13 protein-coding genes are annotated in these 15385 nt (G+C 49.4%); 10 read left to right on the top strand and 3 right to left on the bottom strand.

Features of this window, described 5'->3' with window-relative positions; all coding sequences use genetic code 11:
* Positions 1 to 320: 320 nt before the first annotated feature.
* Positions 321 to 1484 carry a phosphoribosylaminoimidazolecarboxamide formyltransferase gene (locus GA004_RS09685; protein ID WP_283393655.1) on the bottom strand — a complete coding sequence of 388 codons (1164 nt, stop codon included), beginning with the start codon at positions 1482 to 1484 and terminating at the stop codon, positions 321 to 323.
* Positions 1485 to 1738: 254 nt separating this feature from the next.
* Here GA004_RS09685 and GA004_RS09680 point away from each other — a divergent pair, with 254 nt between their 5' ends.
* The 6 genes from GA004_RS09680 (at position 1739) to GA004_RS09655 (ending at position 7736) form a co-directional block, all read left to right on the top strand.
* Entirely contained in the window at positions 1739 to 2290 is a 552-nt protein-coding gene (locus GA004_RS09680) for a hypothetical protein (RefSeq protein ID WP_283393654.1), read from the top strand.
* A 21-nt stretch (positions 2291 to 2311) separates the two neighbouring features.
* The gene (locus tag GA004_RS09675) at positions 2312 to 3658 is read left to right on the top strand and encodes a Gfo/Idh/MocA family protein (protein WP_283393653.1); all 1347 of its coding nucleotides are present in this window, start codon (positions 2312 to 2314) and stop codon (positions 3656 to 3658) included.
* Positions 3659 to 3706: 48 nt separating this feature from the next.
* A complete protein-coding gene (locus GA004_RS09670; protein ID WP_283393652.1) occupies positions 3707 to 4363 on the top strand; it encodes a galactose-binding domain-containing protein in 657 nt (218 codons plus the stop codon).
* A gap of 207 nt (positions 4364 to 4570) precedes the next feature.
* Positions 4571 to 6082 carry a flippase activity-associated protein Agl23 gene (locus GA004_RS09665; RefSeq protein ID WP_343218848.1) on the top strand — a complete coding sequence of 504 codons (1512 nt, stop codon included), beginning with the start codon at positions 4571 to 4573 and terminating at the stop codon, positions 6080 to 6082.
* Between the two features lie 2 nt (positions 6083 to 6084).
* Entirely contained in the window at positions 6085 to 7023 is a 939-nt protein-coding gene (locus GA004_RS09660) for an FAD:protein FMN transferase (RefSeq protein ID WP_283393651.1), read from the top strand.
* The gene (locus GA004_RS09655) at positions 7020 to 7736 is read left to right on the top strand and encodes a glycosyltransferase (RefSeq protein ID WP_283393650.1); all 717 of its coding nucleotides are present in this window, start codon (positions 7020 to 7022) and stop codon (positions 7734 to 7736) included. The genes GA004_RS09660 and GA004_RS09655 overlap by 4 nt, the downstream gene beginning before the upstream one ends.
* Positions 7737 to 7777: 41 nt before the next feature.
* Here GA004_RS09655 and GA004_RS09650 read toward each other — a convergent pair whose 3' ends face one another.
* Together GA004_RS09650 and GA004_RS09645 are read right to left on the bottom strand one after the other, a co-directional pair.
* Positions 7778 to 10345, bottom strand: a complete 2568-nt coding sequence (locus GA004_RS09650; RefSeq protein ID WP_283393649.1) for an ABC transporter permease — start codon at positions 10343 to 10345, stop codon at positions 7778 to 7780.
* Entirely contained in the window at positions 10342 to 11022 is a 681-nt protein-coding gene (locus tag GA004_RS09645) for an ABC transporter ATP-binding protein (protein WP_343218847.1), read from the bottom strand. Before GA004_RS09645 ends, GA004_RS09650 begins: the two co-directional genes overlap by 4 nt.
* 178 nt (positions 11023 to 11200) lie before the next feature.
* On the opposite strand from GA004_RS09645, the gene GA004_RS09640 reads away from it, so the two are divergent.
* From GA004_RS09640 to GA004_RS09625, 4 genes are all read left to right on the top strand, one after another.
* Positions 11201 to 11854, top strand: a complete 654-nt coding sequence (locus GA004_RS09640) for an arylesterase (protein WP_283393647.1) — start codon at positions 11201 to 11203, stop codon at positions 11852 to 11854.
* A gap of 224 nt (positions 11855 to 12078) precedes the next feature.
* Positions 12079 to 12723 (top strand): TetR/AcrR family transcriptional regulator, encoded by a 645-nt coding sequence (locus GA004_RS09635; RefSeq protein ID WP_283393646.1) that lies wholly within the window; start codon positions 12079 to 12081, stop codon positions 12721 to 12723.
* A gap of 4 nt (positions 12724 to 12727) precedes the next feature.
* Complete coding sequence (locus GA004_RS09630; RefSeq protein WP_283393645.1) at positions 12728 to 14113, top strand: efflux transporter outer membrane subunit; 1386 nt, start codon at positions 12728 to 12730, stop codon at positions 14111 to 14113.
* A 47-nt stretch (positions 14114 to 14160) separates the two neighbouring features.
* Entirely contained in the window at positions 14161 to 15384 is a 1224-nt protein-coding gene (locus GA004_RS09625; protein ID WP_283393644.1) for an efflux RND transporter periplasmic adaptor subunit, read from the top strand.
* The last annotated feature ends 1 nt before the right edge of the window (position 15385 follow it).

Raw genomic sequence — 15385 nt, 5'->3', positions numbered from 1 at the left:
GTTTTAATAGATTTTATTTATTTCGCACAATAAGCATTATGTCTAATAAATATATTCACTCAGGGATGGGATAAAATCTGTGTTTTTACAAACAACTACCCTGCTGCAAAATAAGAATCAAGAGACAGGGTTTGATGAGGATGAATACCGATTGGATTAGTAACACGCGGCTTTTGTTTGTAGGATTGGTTATATATCGCGATCTATATTTCTTTCGCTCAATGGCTCGGTCTCGCAATCGCGGCGTAAAGCCGCTCCTTCGATTGGCGAACCTACCTGACTTCGGTTTGCATATCCGAAAACGTCTTAGCTCGGTTCTCTTAATGCAGGAAGCTACGGATCCCGGTGTGCGTGAGGGTCATGTCGTATTCGTTGCAGGCTTCAACGATATACGGGGTCCGCAATGAGCCCCCCGTTTCCACGGTGTGCTGGATATTGGAGCGGCTCGCTCGGTCAATATTGTCGCGGAACGGGATAAACGCGTCACTGCCTAGGCAAATGTCCCTGTATTGACGATTCCACTCAATCCGTTCTTCGCGGGAAATGGGTTCCGGCTTTGTATTGAAATTCTGGAGCATCATCTCCTCTTCGCGAGAGCTGAGTGAGTCCCACAGAAGGTACTGGTCGATGAGATTGGTCTTATCCACCTTCTTGATTCCATCTTTGAAATCGAGCCCGCGCACTTTGGGATGGCGCTGCAGAAACCACTTGTCGGCCTTGTCGCACGCGAGTCTTGTACAGTGAATTCGGGATTGTTGACCCGCACCAATGCCAACGATCTGACCATCGTAGGCCACACTGATGGAATTGGACTGGGTGTATTTGAGGGATATGGCGGCTACGAGCAGCGTTTCTATGGTCTCCTCGCAGATTGTCTTGTTCTCCGAAACGACATTTTGCAGATCGGCCTTGCTGATGAGGCGGCTGTTTCGGGTCTGATTGAGGCCGATTCCAAATAGTTCACGCGATTCAATCCCTTCCGGCATGAAGTCGTAGTCAATCTCAAGTAAGACGAAACCACCCTTCTTCTTTCCTTTCAGGATTTCCAAAGCCTCTGGCTTGTATCCGGGCGCGATAATAAGGTCGGAGACTTCCGTTTTGAGGAACTGAGCTAGACTGACATCAACTACATCACTGACCGCGAGAGTATCACCAAAAGAGCAAAGACGATCCCCGCCGCGGGCCCGCACGTAGGCACTGGCAACTTCGGAAAAATCAGTTGTTTTGAGAAATTGCGACTCCTTGAAAGCCTCGTCGATGGGCTTGGCGATAGCGGCCCCCGCCGGGCTGACGTGCTTGTAAGAGGCGGCTGAGACTTTGCCTGTAGCCTCCTTCAATTCCCGCACAAGCTGCCAGGAAGTCAGGGCATCGAGCATGTTGATGAAGCCTGGCGCGCCGTTCAGTATTTTGAGTGGTGACGGGTCGGGGAGCTCGATAGAGGCTTCGGTTTGATGAGGATTGGCACCGTAACGGAGGGATATCATGTTCCTTTGCTATGCGAGAATCGCAGATAATGAAAAGACCGAAAATCCATAATCAGGAAAAAACGAAAAAGGAAGTGTTTGAAAGTGCTCCTGCGGGATATATCTTTGACGAAGAATGAAAACTTCTGCGCGAAAATCGTCCAAGTATTGCAGAGGTCCATAATTTCCTGTGCGTACACTTGCCAATTATGTAATAAGGCTGCCACTTCTAAACTGGACAAGTGCTAACGCAGAACCTATTCGGTAAGATTACAATGACTGAAACGAATCACCCTAGCGAGCCCTCCAAAGTAAACTCGTGCTGCGGACCTGATGCCGCATCCTTCTACGCATACCTAATTCTCCGCTTCTGGCTCGGTCTGAGAGCTTTAGTCACCGGAATCGAGAAATTTTCGGCGACAGTGACTAAGGAAGTGGCCATGGAAGCAGAAGAAGGTGCCTTTGCCATCCCTGGGCTCGTCACTGAAATGAAAGTCAAGGAATACGGTTTCTCCCACTACAATGGCGTCCCTGAGCCTCTTTACGAGAAACTTGCGGAAGAGCCGCTCATGCCGGGATTCGCCCTTTCAATTTACTCAGGTGTCCTCGGCTACGTGCTGATCGCAGTAGGTATCATGATCCTTGCGGGAATTTGCTCTCGCGTCGCCCTACTCGTTTCTGGTCTCGTTTGGGCCAGCCTTACGGTGGGACTGATACTGCTTAAACAAGACGCCGGTATCGCCTGGCTGGGAATGCATGTCGCTTTAACCGTAGGTGCCTTATTACTGGTGAAACATAATCGATTCTCGGTGGTCGAAAAATATTAATCTCTCAAACAACCTTACTTTATGATTACTCCCTCAACTTCAACGACACCTGTAGATCGTCGCCAGTTTCTGAAAACTGGTGCCCTCGCCTCTGGTGGTATTCTATTAGCTCCTTCCATAATGAAGGCCCAGTCCTCCCCCAACGGGAAGATCAACATCGCCATCTTAGGATATGGCAAGCAAGGCGAAGTGCTCACCACTTCCATGCTGGAAATTCCCAACCCTCCTTTTCATGTCGTGGCAGTCTGCGACATCTGGAAAAACAGTATCGGCAAGTGCCGCAGCGCCCTGCGCACTGCCAGCCCCGATCTGAAGTGGTATTTCGACTATGAAGAATTGATCGCGGCGAAAGACGAACTGGACTTGGACGCTGTAATCATCGCCACACCAGACTTTTGGCATGCTCGCCACACAAACGCCTGCTTGGAGGCCGGACTGCACGTGTATTGCGAAAAAATGATGTCGAGAACACCGGACGAGGCGCGTTCCATGGTCCGCACGGCACGCGACACCGGAATGCTTCTGCAAATCGGTCACCAGCGGCGCAGTAACCCCCGCTACATGCACGCTTATCACAATTTGACCCAGCGAGCCAAGCTGATGGGCCGCTTCACTACTGCAAACGGGCAATGGAATCGCTCGGCTAAGCCATTCCGCGAAGTCAACCCGCGGATTGCCGTCGATCAGGACGTGCTGGAAAAGAACGGTTTTGAAAATATGGAGCAGTTTCTGAACTGGCGGTGGTTCCGCGACCTCAGCGGTGGCCCGATTTCCGATCTGGGGTCCCACCAAATAGACATCTTTAACTGGTTTTTCGATGCTCTGCCTAAGAGTGTTATGGCCAGCGGTGGTAACGACTATTATTCGGATCGCCAATGGTACGACAACGTAATGGCCGTATACGAGTACGACACCCCCAATGGACCTGCTCGCGCCTTTTACCAAACGCTGGCTACCACTGGCGCGGGGGGCGGTTACTACGAGTACTTCATGGGTGACGAGGGAGCTATGCGCATGTCGGAAAACCCAGCCTTCACTAAGATGTATCGGGAGTACGGCGCACCTTCTTGGGACGATTGGGCGAGCAAGGGATTTATTCGCAAGGAAGAAGCCGCAGCTGCGAAAGTGCAAACGAAGGTGGACGTTCGAGAATCGGCTCCACCAGATGCTTACGAAATCCCAGTCGTACTCGACAAGAAACCACACACGCCACACTTAGAGAATTTCTTCGCCGCAATTAACGGCAAGGCAAAACTCAACTCTGACGGTGAGCACACCTTCAAAAGTGAAATGGCCATCTTCCGTGTCAACGAGGCAGTGGCTGCTCGTAAAACCTTAGAATTCACCAAGGAAGACTTCGAAGTTTAATCGACTTAAGCCTTCCATGCAAAATCAAATTACACTGAAGATATGAAAATGAAGCTAGTTTCAACTATCGCCGTTATCGCACTCTCCGCGGTAGCGATCGCCAACCACCACGGAGGCAAGAAGGCTTTGGAGATCGAATTCCCTCCACCCTTTCTTATCGGTACTCCCGTCCAAGTGATCCTGCCTCACTTGGAGGCCCCGGGAACACCGAGACCCAATATCATGGTTCCAGAAGGCGTGGGCAATTTAGCAGACGGTAAAGAGGTCACATCTAGCGATGACTTTCCCATTATCGGTGGGCTCGATTACGTTACCGACGGAGACAAGGAATCGGAAGAGGGCTACTTCGTTGAGCTCGCTCCTGGGACTCAGTGGATACAGATCGACCTCGAATCCGCTTCAACGATTTACGGTGTCGCCATTTGGCACTTCCACACGCAGAAACGAGCCTACCATGATGTGATCGTTCAAATTTCCGATGACGAGTCGTTCGAGAGCGGTGTGACTACGGTCTTCAACAATGACCATGACAATTCATCGGGTTTCGGCAAAGGATCGGACAATGCCTATCTGGAAACCAACGAAGGCAAGCTCATCGATGCGAAGCAAGCGAAAGGCAAGTACGTTCGCATTTACGGAGCGGGAAATACCAGCAACGAAATGAACCATTTCGTGGAGGTGGAAGTCTTCGGAATGGCAAACTAGAATAGTTCGGCAATCTAGCAATTTTTGACGCGTCCAGGAAAACCTCTGGGCGCGTTTTTTGTAGTATTGGTTAGCGGGAGATCTCCGAGGACCCATTCGGTTATGGATTGTGGACAATAACAGACCGGCGCCACGTTTTCGAAAGGGTACACTTTCTTTGTGGCCTTTGGTTCAAAATCGTTCTTCTTTTAAGGTTTAACTCTACTTATAATCATCCTTCAAAACGTCAAACTAGTCCTCTACCTCGCTGCGAGTCTTCTTGTTGTCACTGCAGGATTGTATTTGCGTATTCAAAACTCCGATGCTAGAATTTTTCATTCCGATGAGGCTGTGCAGGCTTATCAGTTGTGGGAATTGATGGAAACGGGATACTATGAATACGATCCCGAGGACAAGCACGGTCCCATTCTCTACTATTTGGCATCCGTCTTGAACAAGATCCTTGGGATCGACGCATCCGAACTGACCCACACACAGGTGAGGCTCCTGCCGATACTCGCGAGTATCGGACTATTACTTCTCGTTCTCGTAAGTGAACGAAAAGTTAATGGAACCTCTCTCATCGCCGCGGCTCTTTTTGCGCTGTCACCCTTTCCAGTTATTTACAGCGCCTACTACGTGCAGGAAATTCTATTTACGCTAATCGGTTTTCTGCTCCTCTACTCTGCAAACGAGTACTGGAAGCTCCCAAGCTCGATGAATGCAGCACGTTGTGGACTTTGGATCGGCCTATTTTTCGCGACCAAAGAAACCGCGATAATCCATCTGGCTGCTATCGGATTGGCAGTTGTCTCGATACAGAGTAATGCTCTCGAATTCAAGGTATGGTCGGAACGCATCCGCCTCAAGCAGATCCTTTTTGCCTTTGGGAGCACCGCCTTTATCTGGGGGTTCTTCTTTTCTGCCACATTCACGGATTTCAGTGGAATTGTCGATAGTTTTAAAACTTTCGTGTTCTACGCAGAGCGCTCGCAGGGTTTGGGGCATGAGAAACCCCTATACTACTATCTATCGATTTTCTGGCCCCAAAGAGCGGAAGGAATTCGCTGGGGAGAAGCTCCTTTTCTCATTCTTGCGGCAATCGGCTTTTTCCTGCTTATCAGAGACTCGAGAGAAGCGTCGCAACACGTGAGACTAAGCGTGTTCTACGGATTCACCTGCTTTGTATTGTATTCTATCATTCCTTACAAAACACCGTGGTTGATGCTTACTACCTATGTGTCATTTTGCATTGCCGCCGGCTTTACGCTAGTCACCCTTTTCACTCGTTGGCCGCAAATATTGGTGCGTATCGCCGTAGTCGGTGTGACCCTACTCGTTCTTTTGGATCAATACCAATCCACTCGGCTTGTCGAGAGGTATGCCGCCGACTCGCGCAATCCTTACATCTACCAACACACCTCCCCCCAGTTCGAAAAGCTAATTAAGCGAATTGACGATCTTGAGGCTCTTGATCCTTCGAGTGATCTCGCCATAGCAGTCGGAGGAAGTGACAATGCCTGGCCACTACCATGGTACTTGCGTAATAATGACACGATAGGCTACTGGCAGAACCCATCTGATATCCCCGCCTTGGATATTGTGATCGGTCCCATTGGGAAGCTGCCGCAATCGCTGAACGAAACCCATATCGCGGAATATCACGGCCTTCGAGAGAATGTAGTTTTGGAATGCTGGATTGAGAAGCGCCTTTGGGACGCTTTTATGGAAACACGTTGAAAATGAACGAAGATCCCTCTCTCATTTCAATCCGGCTTGAAGACGTTGCATCGTTGCGGTCTTACTCCTGTCAAGCCATGGCCTGTACCTTTAACTTTCATTTAATTGGCGATAATTCGGGCCTGATGGATTCAGCTGTGATGGAAGCTGAGGAGCGACTGTCTCGCCTTGAGGAACAACTCAGCTTCTATATCGAATACAGCGACATCACCCGCATCAACCGGGCGCCGCTTGGAGAAGGCATTCGGATCTCGCAGGATGCGGTAGACTGCCTGTTGCAGTCATTCGAGGCGAGTGCCCGCTTAGGCGGGAAGTTCCACCCCTTCCTGGGTCAGGCAAACGCCCTGCACAAGGGACAGCAAAACGAGCTTCCCCATTTAGCCGAGTTACTAGTAAAAGAGGCCGATAGTTCGGAACCGGTCATTTCACTCGATCAGGAAAGCAACACAGTGGTCAAATTGAGAGCCGGTCCCCTACTCGACCTGGGCGGAATCGGCAAAGGATTCGCCCTGGATCAGCTTCAATCCCTCTTCCAAGAATGGGAAATCGAGCAAGGGCTGATTGAATGCGGAGGAAGCACGTTCCTAGCGATGCGACCGCCTTGCGATGCAAGCTCATGGGAGTTGACGATTGGATACGAGAATTGGGTAGGCACCATTTCCTTAACTGCCAACCAGATGCTCGCCAGCTCAGGAGTCGCCTTCCAAGGGAGCCACGTGATAGATCCCGGCACCCGGTCCCCCGCTTACAATTGGAACCGAAGCTACGCCATCGCTCCTAGGGCGGCATTAGCGGACGCCGCTAGTACCGCAGCCCTTCTTCTCGATCCAAAATCCCTTGAAATAATTTCTCAACAGGATCCTGACTTGTCTTTCGCCATATTTTCCAACGACAGCGAATTCCATTGTGGTCTCCATTTTGAATGCTTGTCTGAGTCATGAATGCGCTCCTAGTTATTCCCTGCTACTACGAAAGTAAGCGCCTGCCGCGGTTTCTTCTAAAACTCTGCGAATTGGTTGAGCTCTCCAATCTCTCTATCGCAATTCAACTGGTTGACGATGGGTCCTCGCAGGATGAACAAAAAGCCCTTTCTAATCTCAGTCAGAAATTAAACCCCCAATACTCATTCTTAAGGGAGCCACTTCTTCTGGAGAAAAATCTGGGGAAAGGAGGTGCCGTACGCGCTGGTTGGAGAAAAGGGGGCGATGCTAATATCCTCGCCTTTGTCGACGCAGACGGAGCCGCTTCCGCGGAGGAGACCATTCGGTTCTTGGGCATCATTGAGCAGTCGGCAACGCAGAATCGAGTCTTAATCGCATCCCGAGATTCAGGAGCGGGACGCGATCTACAGCGAAAATGCTCACGCAAGATCGTGGCAAAGATCTTCAATCAACTGATTCGAATACGGTACGACATCCACTTATCTGATACGCAATGCGGCTTAAAGGCTATCCCCAAAGAGTTCTTCCAATCAACGAAAGGCAATATGGTACAAGACGGTTACGCCTTTGATCTGGAAATACTGCTCACTGCAAAAAGACACGGTTTGGAAGTCGCTTCCATCCCTATCGATTGGACAGAAGTACCAGGAAGCAGTACCAACCTAAGGCATGCTTGGACTTTCATGAAACAGATCCTGTTTCGAAAAATTTGAGGTTACATGGGAGGAACCTTATAAATGGGTCCTATTCGCCTTTAATCGTATCGCAGTGCTTCAATGGGCGATCGATTGGCGATTCCCAGACTGTTTAGCATGCCAGTTAGCAAGGTAATGACGCCGATCCCTATGATCGACCCGATCGTCATTCCCCAAGGAATGTAGAGATCGATCTTGAAAACAAATTGTGTCATGGCCCAGGCGCCGGCGAGTGACAAGGTAATGCCGGTGGCACTTCCCAATCCGCCCAGTAGAAAATATTCAATCGCCATAATTCTACGAACTTGTCCAATACTCGCGCCAAGCGAACGGAGGAGAACGCTTTCCTTTACTCGCTGATACCGACTCGTAAGGACCGTTGCAATGAGTGCGATCAGCCCCGTTAGAATCGTAAATGATGCCATGAAGCGAACGACGAACCCTACTTTGTCAAATACGTCTTTAAGCGTTTCCAGCACCATTGATAAGTTAATTGCGGATACATTGGGATATCGCTTGACCACGTCCCCTTGCAGGGCGGCAATTCGTTCCACACCGTTCGCCTTGACTGCGATGATGTGATTTGCGGGGGCTCCCTCAAGGACACCACTCGGAAAGACAACGAAGAAATTAGGCTGCATTTGCCTCCAGTCGACTTTTCTAATACTGGTAACGATCGTGTCCAAGGGCAGCCCTTGCACATCCCAGGAAAGCGTGTCACCGATCTTCAGACTCAGTGCCTCAACCAGTCTCTCTTCTATTGAAATAGGAATGGGATCATCGCTATCCAGACTCGAAGCTGACACGAATTCCCCCTCAACAAGCGGTTCGTGCTCTCGAAGTTCTGCTCTAAAAGTGGATCGGTACTCGCGGGACAAAGCCCACCTTTCATAACCGGGGTTTCGACGGAGTTGAGAGACAGACGTTGAACTAATATGGGTCAGCCGCATCGTCACCATGGGATCATGAAACTTCAACTCGCTCCCGTTTTCCTGGATAATTTGCTTTACCCGATCGACTTGGTCGCTCTGAACGTCAAAGAAGACCGTATTAGGCTTATCGTCCTGGTCATTGATTTCACCCCTCTTCAAAATACTCACCTCACAGAGGTACAGCGTGTAGATGAGGAAGGCACCCATACCGATCATCACTATTAACGAAACGGTACGATTGTTAGGGCGGTAGAGGTTGCTCAAACCTTGTCGCCATACAAAGGGTAACGTTCTAGAAGACAACCTTCTCAACAGCCCTCTAAGACCGATGCCCGTGGCCGTGAGCACTAGTATTGCGACAACGATTCCTCCGAAAACACCCAGTGCTTCAGTGACTTCGTCAGTTTGCAAAATCGAAAATGTCAGAGTAAGGATACCAATCAGTCCCGAAGCTAGCCATACCAGCCAGTCACTCCGGCCCTTTTGTACTCCCAAAGACGATCGAATCGCCCGCATCGGGGAAAGCTTTCGCATTGGAAGTAGAGGAAGGAAGGCGAACAGCAATGTTAAAGCCCAAGCAAAGGCGAATGCCTCTGCTAAGCTTGGCCATACAATCTCGAACTCCAAATCGAATGGAACGAAAGACTGAACGATCCTTGGCAACGCCGCCTGAACGCCGACCCCCAAAATCGCTCCCAAAAGACAACCGACAAAACCCATTAGAAAAATTTGTATGCAAAAAACCATCATACTGGTCTGCCCGCTACAGCCAAGGCACCTTAGCACAGCCATTGACTCGGATTTTTCCTTCAGATACACTTGAACTGCTCCTGCAATTCCAACGCCACCAAGAAGAAGAGCGACAAACCCGACCAAGCTCAAGTAGCTGGTCATTTCATCCAGCATGTTACCGATGCTTCCTTTCTGCTCTTCGGCCGTATCAAAACGCAGGCCACTGGAACGAATCTCGGGCTCCTTGGATCGCAGAGTCTTTATTAAATCTTCACTCAGACCGTTCTCAAACACGAAATGCTTCCGAAAGGTCTTTCGGCTTCCGAAACCTAGCAAATTCGTTGATTCCAGATGAATCTGCGGGATCAGGATGCGAGGTGAAAACGAACTGCCAAAGGAGGATTCCCCTGGAATTCTCAGCACTTCGCCAATTACCTCAAATTCCGCATCCCCGATGCGTATAGTATCTCCGATCTCCAGTCCGTATTGAATTTTTAATGATTCTTCTACCAAGGCAACTTTGCCTTCCATCTCGGAGAAATTCAATCCCTCAGGCCGCGTATCAAGTGTACCATACCAAGGAAATCCCCCTGACATAGCTCGCAATGAAACCAGACGGGTCTGGTCTAACTCGATAAACAACGCCATCGTCGAAAGGCGCGTATCGATGGCTTCGCCCGAAGCGTTTAGGGAACTAAAGAGTTCTTCTGCCTTATCGTCAAAGGGCTCTGAGCTTCTGAATTCCAAGTCAGAACCGAGAAGGGCCTTAGATTGCCGATCGACTTCAGCTTCTAAATTGCTACGTAGCGAGTTCACCGCCACCAGTGCCGCAACCCCAAATATAACGGAAAAGGCAAACAGAGCTAACTTCCCTCTGGAGCGACGCGTATCGCGCCATGCCATTTTGAGCACCCAATTAAGTTGTGGTTTGAGCTTTTTCGAACTCCTCCTCAAATCGCTCATCGCTCTACCGTAACCCTTCCCAGCTCGATACGAAGGGTTCGATCGGTCTTCTCCGCTAGCTCCCGATCATGGGTAACCAAAATCAGCGTCGTACCGGCATCCCGATTCAGTTGAAATAGCAAATCGACTATCGAATGACTGGTATCCGCATCCAAATTACCCGTTGGCTCATCTGCGAACAGTATTTTGGGGCGATTGATAAAGGCTCGTGCCAATGCCACGCGCTGCTGCTCCCCCCCTGAAAGCTGGACTGGATAGTGATGAACCCTTTCGCCAAGACCCACTTTCTCCAGCATCTCAATGGCCGCGGACTCGACTCCTGTTTCGCCTCGGAGCTCGAGCGGCACCATCACGTTTTCCAGTGCCGTCAAAGTTGGCAGCAACTGGAAATTCTGGAAAACAAATCCCACGTAATGATTTCTGATATCTGACCGCTGGTCTTCAGTCAGTGTGCTCAAAGATTCCCCGTTTAGGCTGACCTCGCCTTTGGTGGGCGAATCCAGTCCCGCGCAGATCCCGAGCAGGGTTGTTTTACCACTTCCCGATGGACCAACGATAGCGATGGACTCTCCCAGGCGAGCCTCCAGGCTAGATTCTTTAAGAACTTCGAGTAGCCGATCGCCACTAGCGAAAGACTTGCTCACTTTATCTAAACTCAAAATGACCGCTCCAGACATAACCTTTTTCCAAAATCCACTCAACGAAAACAATTCTACGGCCTGATTACGAACAGCCAGTTCCAAGCGATGCGTATAAATACTAAACTCTTGTTGTCTGGATTTGAGAACACAAGAGCACAAATCTATTTCCGATCAACACTTGAAACATTATGCTCAATCACATGTATCTACAAATATGTTGCTTAGAAATATCGCCCTATTGGTTTTGGCGTTCAGCCTGTTTTGCTCTACAGAAAGCCAATTACGGGGCTCGGACGAAAGCAACGAACGAGCGATTCTATTCTTCGGGGACAGCCTTACGGCCGGTTATGGCGTAGACTATGATCAATCCTATCCAAAGGTTCTCCAGTCTTTGCTAAGTGAGCAGAATTTGAAATGGGAAGTCATACCTTCCGGTGTAAGTGGAGAGACGACCGCGGGTGGCCTTAGACGAATTGACTGGATATTGAGAAATCCGATAGACGTATTTGTCTTGGCACTGGGAGCAAATGACGGACTCAGAGGAATCGATCTTTCCACCACAAGGGCCAATTTGATCGCTATCGCCAGCCGCGTGAGGGAAAGGTATCCTGACGTCCACATTGTGATCGCCGGCATGAAAATGCCTCCGAACTTAGGGGTGAGCTATACCGATGAGTTTGAAAAGCTGTACCCTTCCGTTGCGGAAACTTTGGGGGCAACCCTAATACCGTTTTTATTAGAAGGAGTCGGTGGGGATCCCCGACTAAATCAAAGAGACGGGATACATCCAAATCCAGAGGGCCATAGATGGATAGCCAAGCACTTGCTCGATAGTCTTAAACCCGTACTTCTAGACCAGAATTCGTAGTTCAGTACCCGGTTTGACAAAAATTAAAAGCCCTTTTCCTGAGTCGCGGAAAATGCATTCCTCCCATGCCTATTTTGGTTTAAGGGCTCGATCGGAATATTTTGCAACCGCCCAATGAGAATTATCCCTATGTCCCTAAGTTCTTATCCGAGTTCAAGAAGTTAAAAAATTTCCTTGCCCTAATTCAAACCACCGTTTAAAACGATTGTTTGAAAGTTTTCCCAATGAACGATACGCAGGTAAAAATCATCGAAGCGGCCGAAATTGAATTTGCTGAGCGGGGGTACGGAGGGGCTTCGATTCGAGAGATTACCAAACGTGCCGGTGTCAATATCGCCGCGATCAACTACCATTTTGGTACCAAAGAGGTCCTTTTCAAAGAAATGGTACGTCATCGTATCGAGCCGATAAATCATCTGCGAATCGATATGCTCGAAAAGGCAACTATTGAGAATGATTCAAAACCGCTTCCGATCCAGAAAGTGGTCGACTTTATGGTTCGTCCACTACTTTCCCAGTTTATAGGCGAGCCCGGGACTGATTTCCGCTTCATGCGAGCTATGGGAAAAGCGATGTCGGAAGAACGCCCTTTCATGAAAGAACTGCATCAGGATATATTAAAGGAAATCGTTGCGAAATTTTCGAAAGCAATTTCCGATTCCCTCGGCCACCCAGGCTTTGAGAAGATTTCCTATGGCATGCACTTTCTTTCCTGCTGTATGCTAGGGGTCATGATGCAGCATTCGCGACTCCAATTTATTTCCTGTGGCAAAATCGATCTGCACGACACGGATGGCTTAGCTGACCATCTCGTAGCTTTTATTAGCTCGGGGCTCGAGGCGGTTTCAAAGCTGAGTCCAAAGACTTGATACAATGACCAGAAATACAAATTGGCTACATTTCGCCTTCTTTACGCTTTTCATTTCCGGATGTGCGACGGCACCTATGGAACCACAATCGGTAGCCAGCCCTAAAGATTATGATGAGTTTCTCGCGTCAAAGCCTCTTGAGTCCAGAGAGTCGATAAAATGGGCCGGTCGATTCGGAGACGAAACCTTGAATCAACTCATAGCTGAAGCGCTGGACGTCAATTTTGGTCTTGATGCCGCAGAAGCCCAAGCGAGAGCCGCGGAGGCTGCAGCAAGAATTGCTGGCTCACTCAGAATCCCAAGTCTTTCATTGGGACTCAATTCCTCCAACCAGAAAAGTCGATTTTCGTTCCTCAATTTTCAAAGAATTGAAACGGAATCACACGCCCTTAACCTGAGAAGCCAATGGGAGGTCGATGTCTGGGGTCGCCTAAAAGATACCCACGCTTCGGGATTGGCTAATTTTGAAGCAGCGGAAGCAGATGTAAGGGCTCTCAAGCTATCAATTGCCGGCCAGGTGGCTCGCTCTTGGTTCAATATGCTCGAAGCCCAGCGCCAATGGCAGCTCGCGATTGACTCCTCAGAATCGCTTGAACAAAAGCTAGCGTCGCTTGATCGAAGATACGATCGCGGTTTAGTGACGAGTTTAGATCTCAGGCTGACGCGGGCCCAAGCCGCCTCCAGTCGTGCGCTGATACAGCAACGAAAAACACAACTGAATAACGCCAAGCGATCCCTGGAAGTGCTTCTCGGCCGATATCCCTCTGCAACCCAGGACAGCAGCCACTCGCTACCTTCACTAAACAGCGATGTCCCTGGAGGCCTGCAGGCAGAATTAGTAGCAAGGCGTCCTGACCTGTACGCGGCGGAACGACGTCTGGCGGCAATACTCGCTCAGCAGAATAACGTAGCCAAAAATTGGCTACCTAGGCTCGCGCTAACTGGGAGCTCTGGTACCACAAGCAGTGAATTAACTAATTTGCTAGATTCTGATTTCTCGGTTTGGTCGATCGCTGGGGATCTTGCGGCCAACCTGTTCGCTGCAGGTCGTCTAAAGTCCGAACGTGTCCAATCTCAAGCGCAAGCGGAGTCTCAGCTAGCCCAATACCGCTCCACTGTCTTGACAGCCTTTCAGGAGGTCGAGAATGCGCTTTCTAGCGAAATTGACCTTTCGCTATTGAGAGAGGAATCCGCCATAGCCGCTGATGAAAATCAAAAAGCCGAGGATCTTGCTTGGGAGCAGTATGACAAAGGCCTCGTAGACATCACCACCCTTTTGGATGCCCAACGGAGGGCGGACGAAAGCACCAGCCAACTCATTTCCATACAAAATCAACGCCTTCAAAATCGCATCAATCTGCATCTCGCATTGGGAGGCGATTTTGAATAATCGGATTCAAACGTTAATCCCCACCGCTAACTTAACAGATTTCAGTCATGTCGGATAAAAAAGAATCGCTACTTTTAAGATTGGTAAAATACGTGCTGCCGATCTTCTTCATTTTTGCCTCGTTTGGGATAATTGTAACCGCATTTGTCTTTAAACCGGTACCCGAGAAGAAGGAGACCATTCAAGTGCTTCCTGTGGTAGAAATAATTGAGGCAAGATCCAAACCGATAACACTTGAGGCCCGAAGCCAGGGTATCGTGGAATCTCGGACGGAAACCTTACTCGTTGCAGAAGTCACAGGGCGCATTCAGTCAATTTCCAATTCCTTTTTCGCTGGAGGATATTTCAAGAAAGGTGATCCCCTTATTGAAATTGACCCCGTAGATTATCGAGCCAATTTGGCCTTATCCAAAAGCCGGTTGGCTGAGGCGAGATTGGCCTATGAGCAGGAAAAGGCACTCGCCGATCAAGCGCGAGAGGACTGGGAAAGTTTCGGACGTGGGGAAGGCTCTGATCTAACCCTTCGCAAACCGCAGCTAGAGCGCGCGAAGGCGGTCTACGAGTCAGCTTTAGCAGGTGTGGAAATGGCGAAGCGTGATCTTGAACGAACGACGGTGAAAGCGCCCTACGATGGTCGTATTCATGAAAAATTCGCGGACATCGGCCAAATGGTCTCGGCAAGGCAAAGCCAGTTGGCGCGTATTTACTCTACGGATACTGCGGAAATTCGACTACCCATCTCCCTAAAGGATATCGAATACCTCGAACTTCCTGAATCCTACAGCAATCGCTCAGCCAACGACACAAAACCAAGGGTCATCGTGAGAGGATCCTATGGAGGGGAACAATATGAGTGGGAAGGCGTGATAGATCGGACAGAGGGAGCCATTGATCCCAAAACCCGCCTCTCTTATGTCGTAGCCAAAATAGAGGAGCCGTATAAAAAAAACGAAAGCAGCGATCGCCCCCCACTCAAAGTCGGACTTTTCGTCGAAGCGTCGATTCAAGGAAAACGCATCGATAATGCATTTCAAATCCCCAGAAAAGCTCTGCGGGAGAATAATACGGTATACACTGTCGATCGGGAGAGTCGAATCGTTTTCAAAGACGTGGAAGTCTACCAAACGGATACGGAATGGGCGATTATTACAGCGGGACTCGAAGACGGAGACCGCATTTGCATTACTCCATTGGAGTACGCCGTAATGGGAATGCGGGTAGAGCGGGAATCGAAGGAGTCTATTAAAATCCTGAAAACTGAAATCAACTAAA

The organism is Candidatus Pelagisphaera phototrophica (assembly GCF_014529625.1).
Lineage (GTDB): Bacteria > Verrucomicrobiota > Verrucomicrobiia > Opitutales > Opitutaceae > Pelagisphaera > Pelagisphaera phototrophica.
The sequence above is the reverse complement of the archived record's forward strand: the minus strand, read 5'-3'. Positions and strand labels throughout refer to the sequence as shown.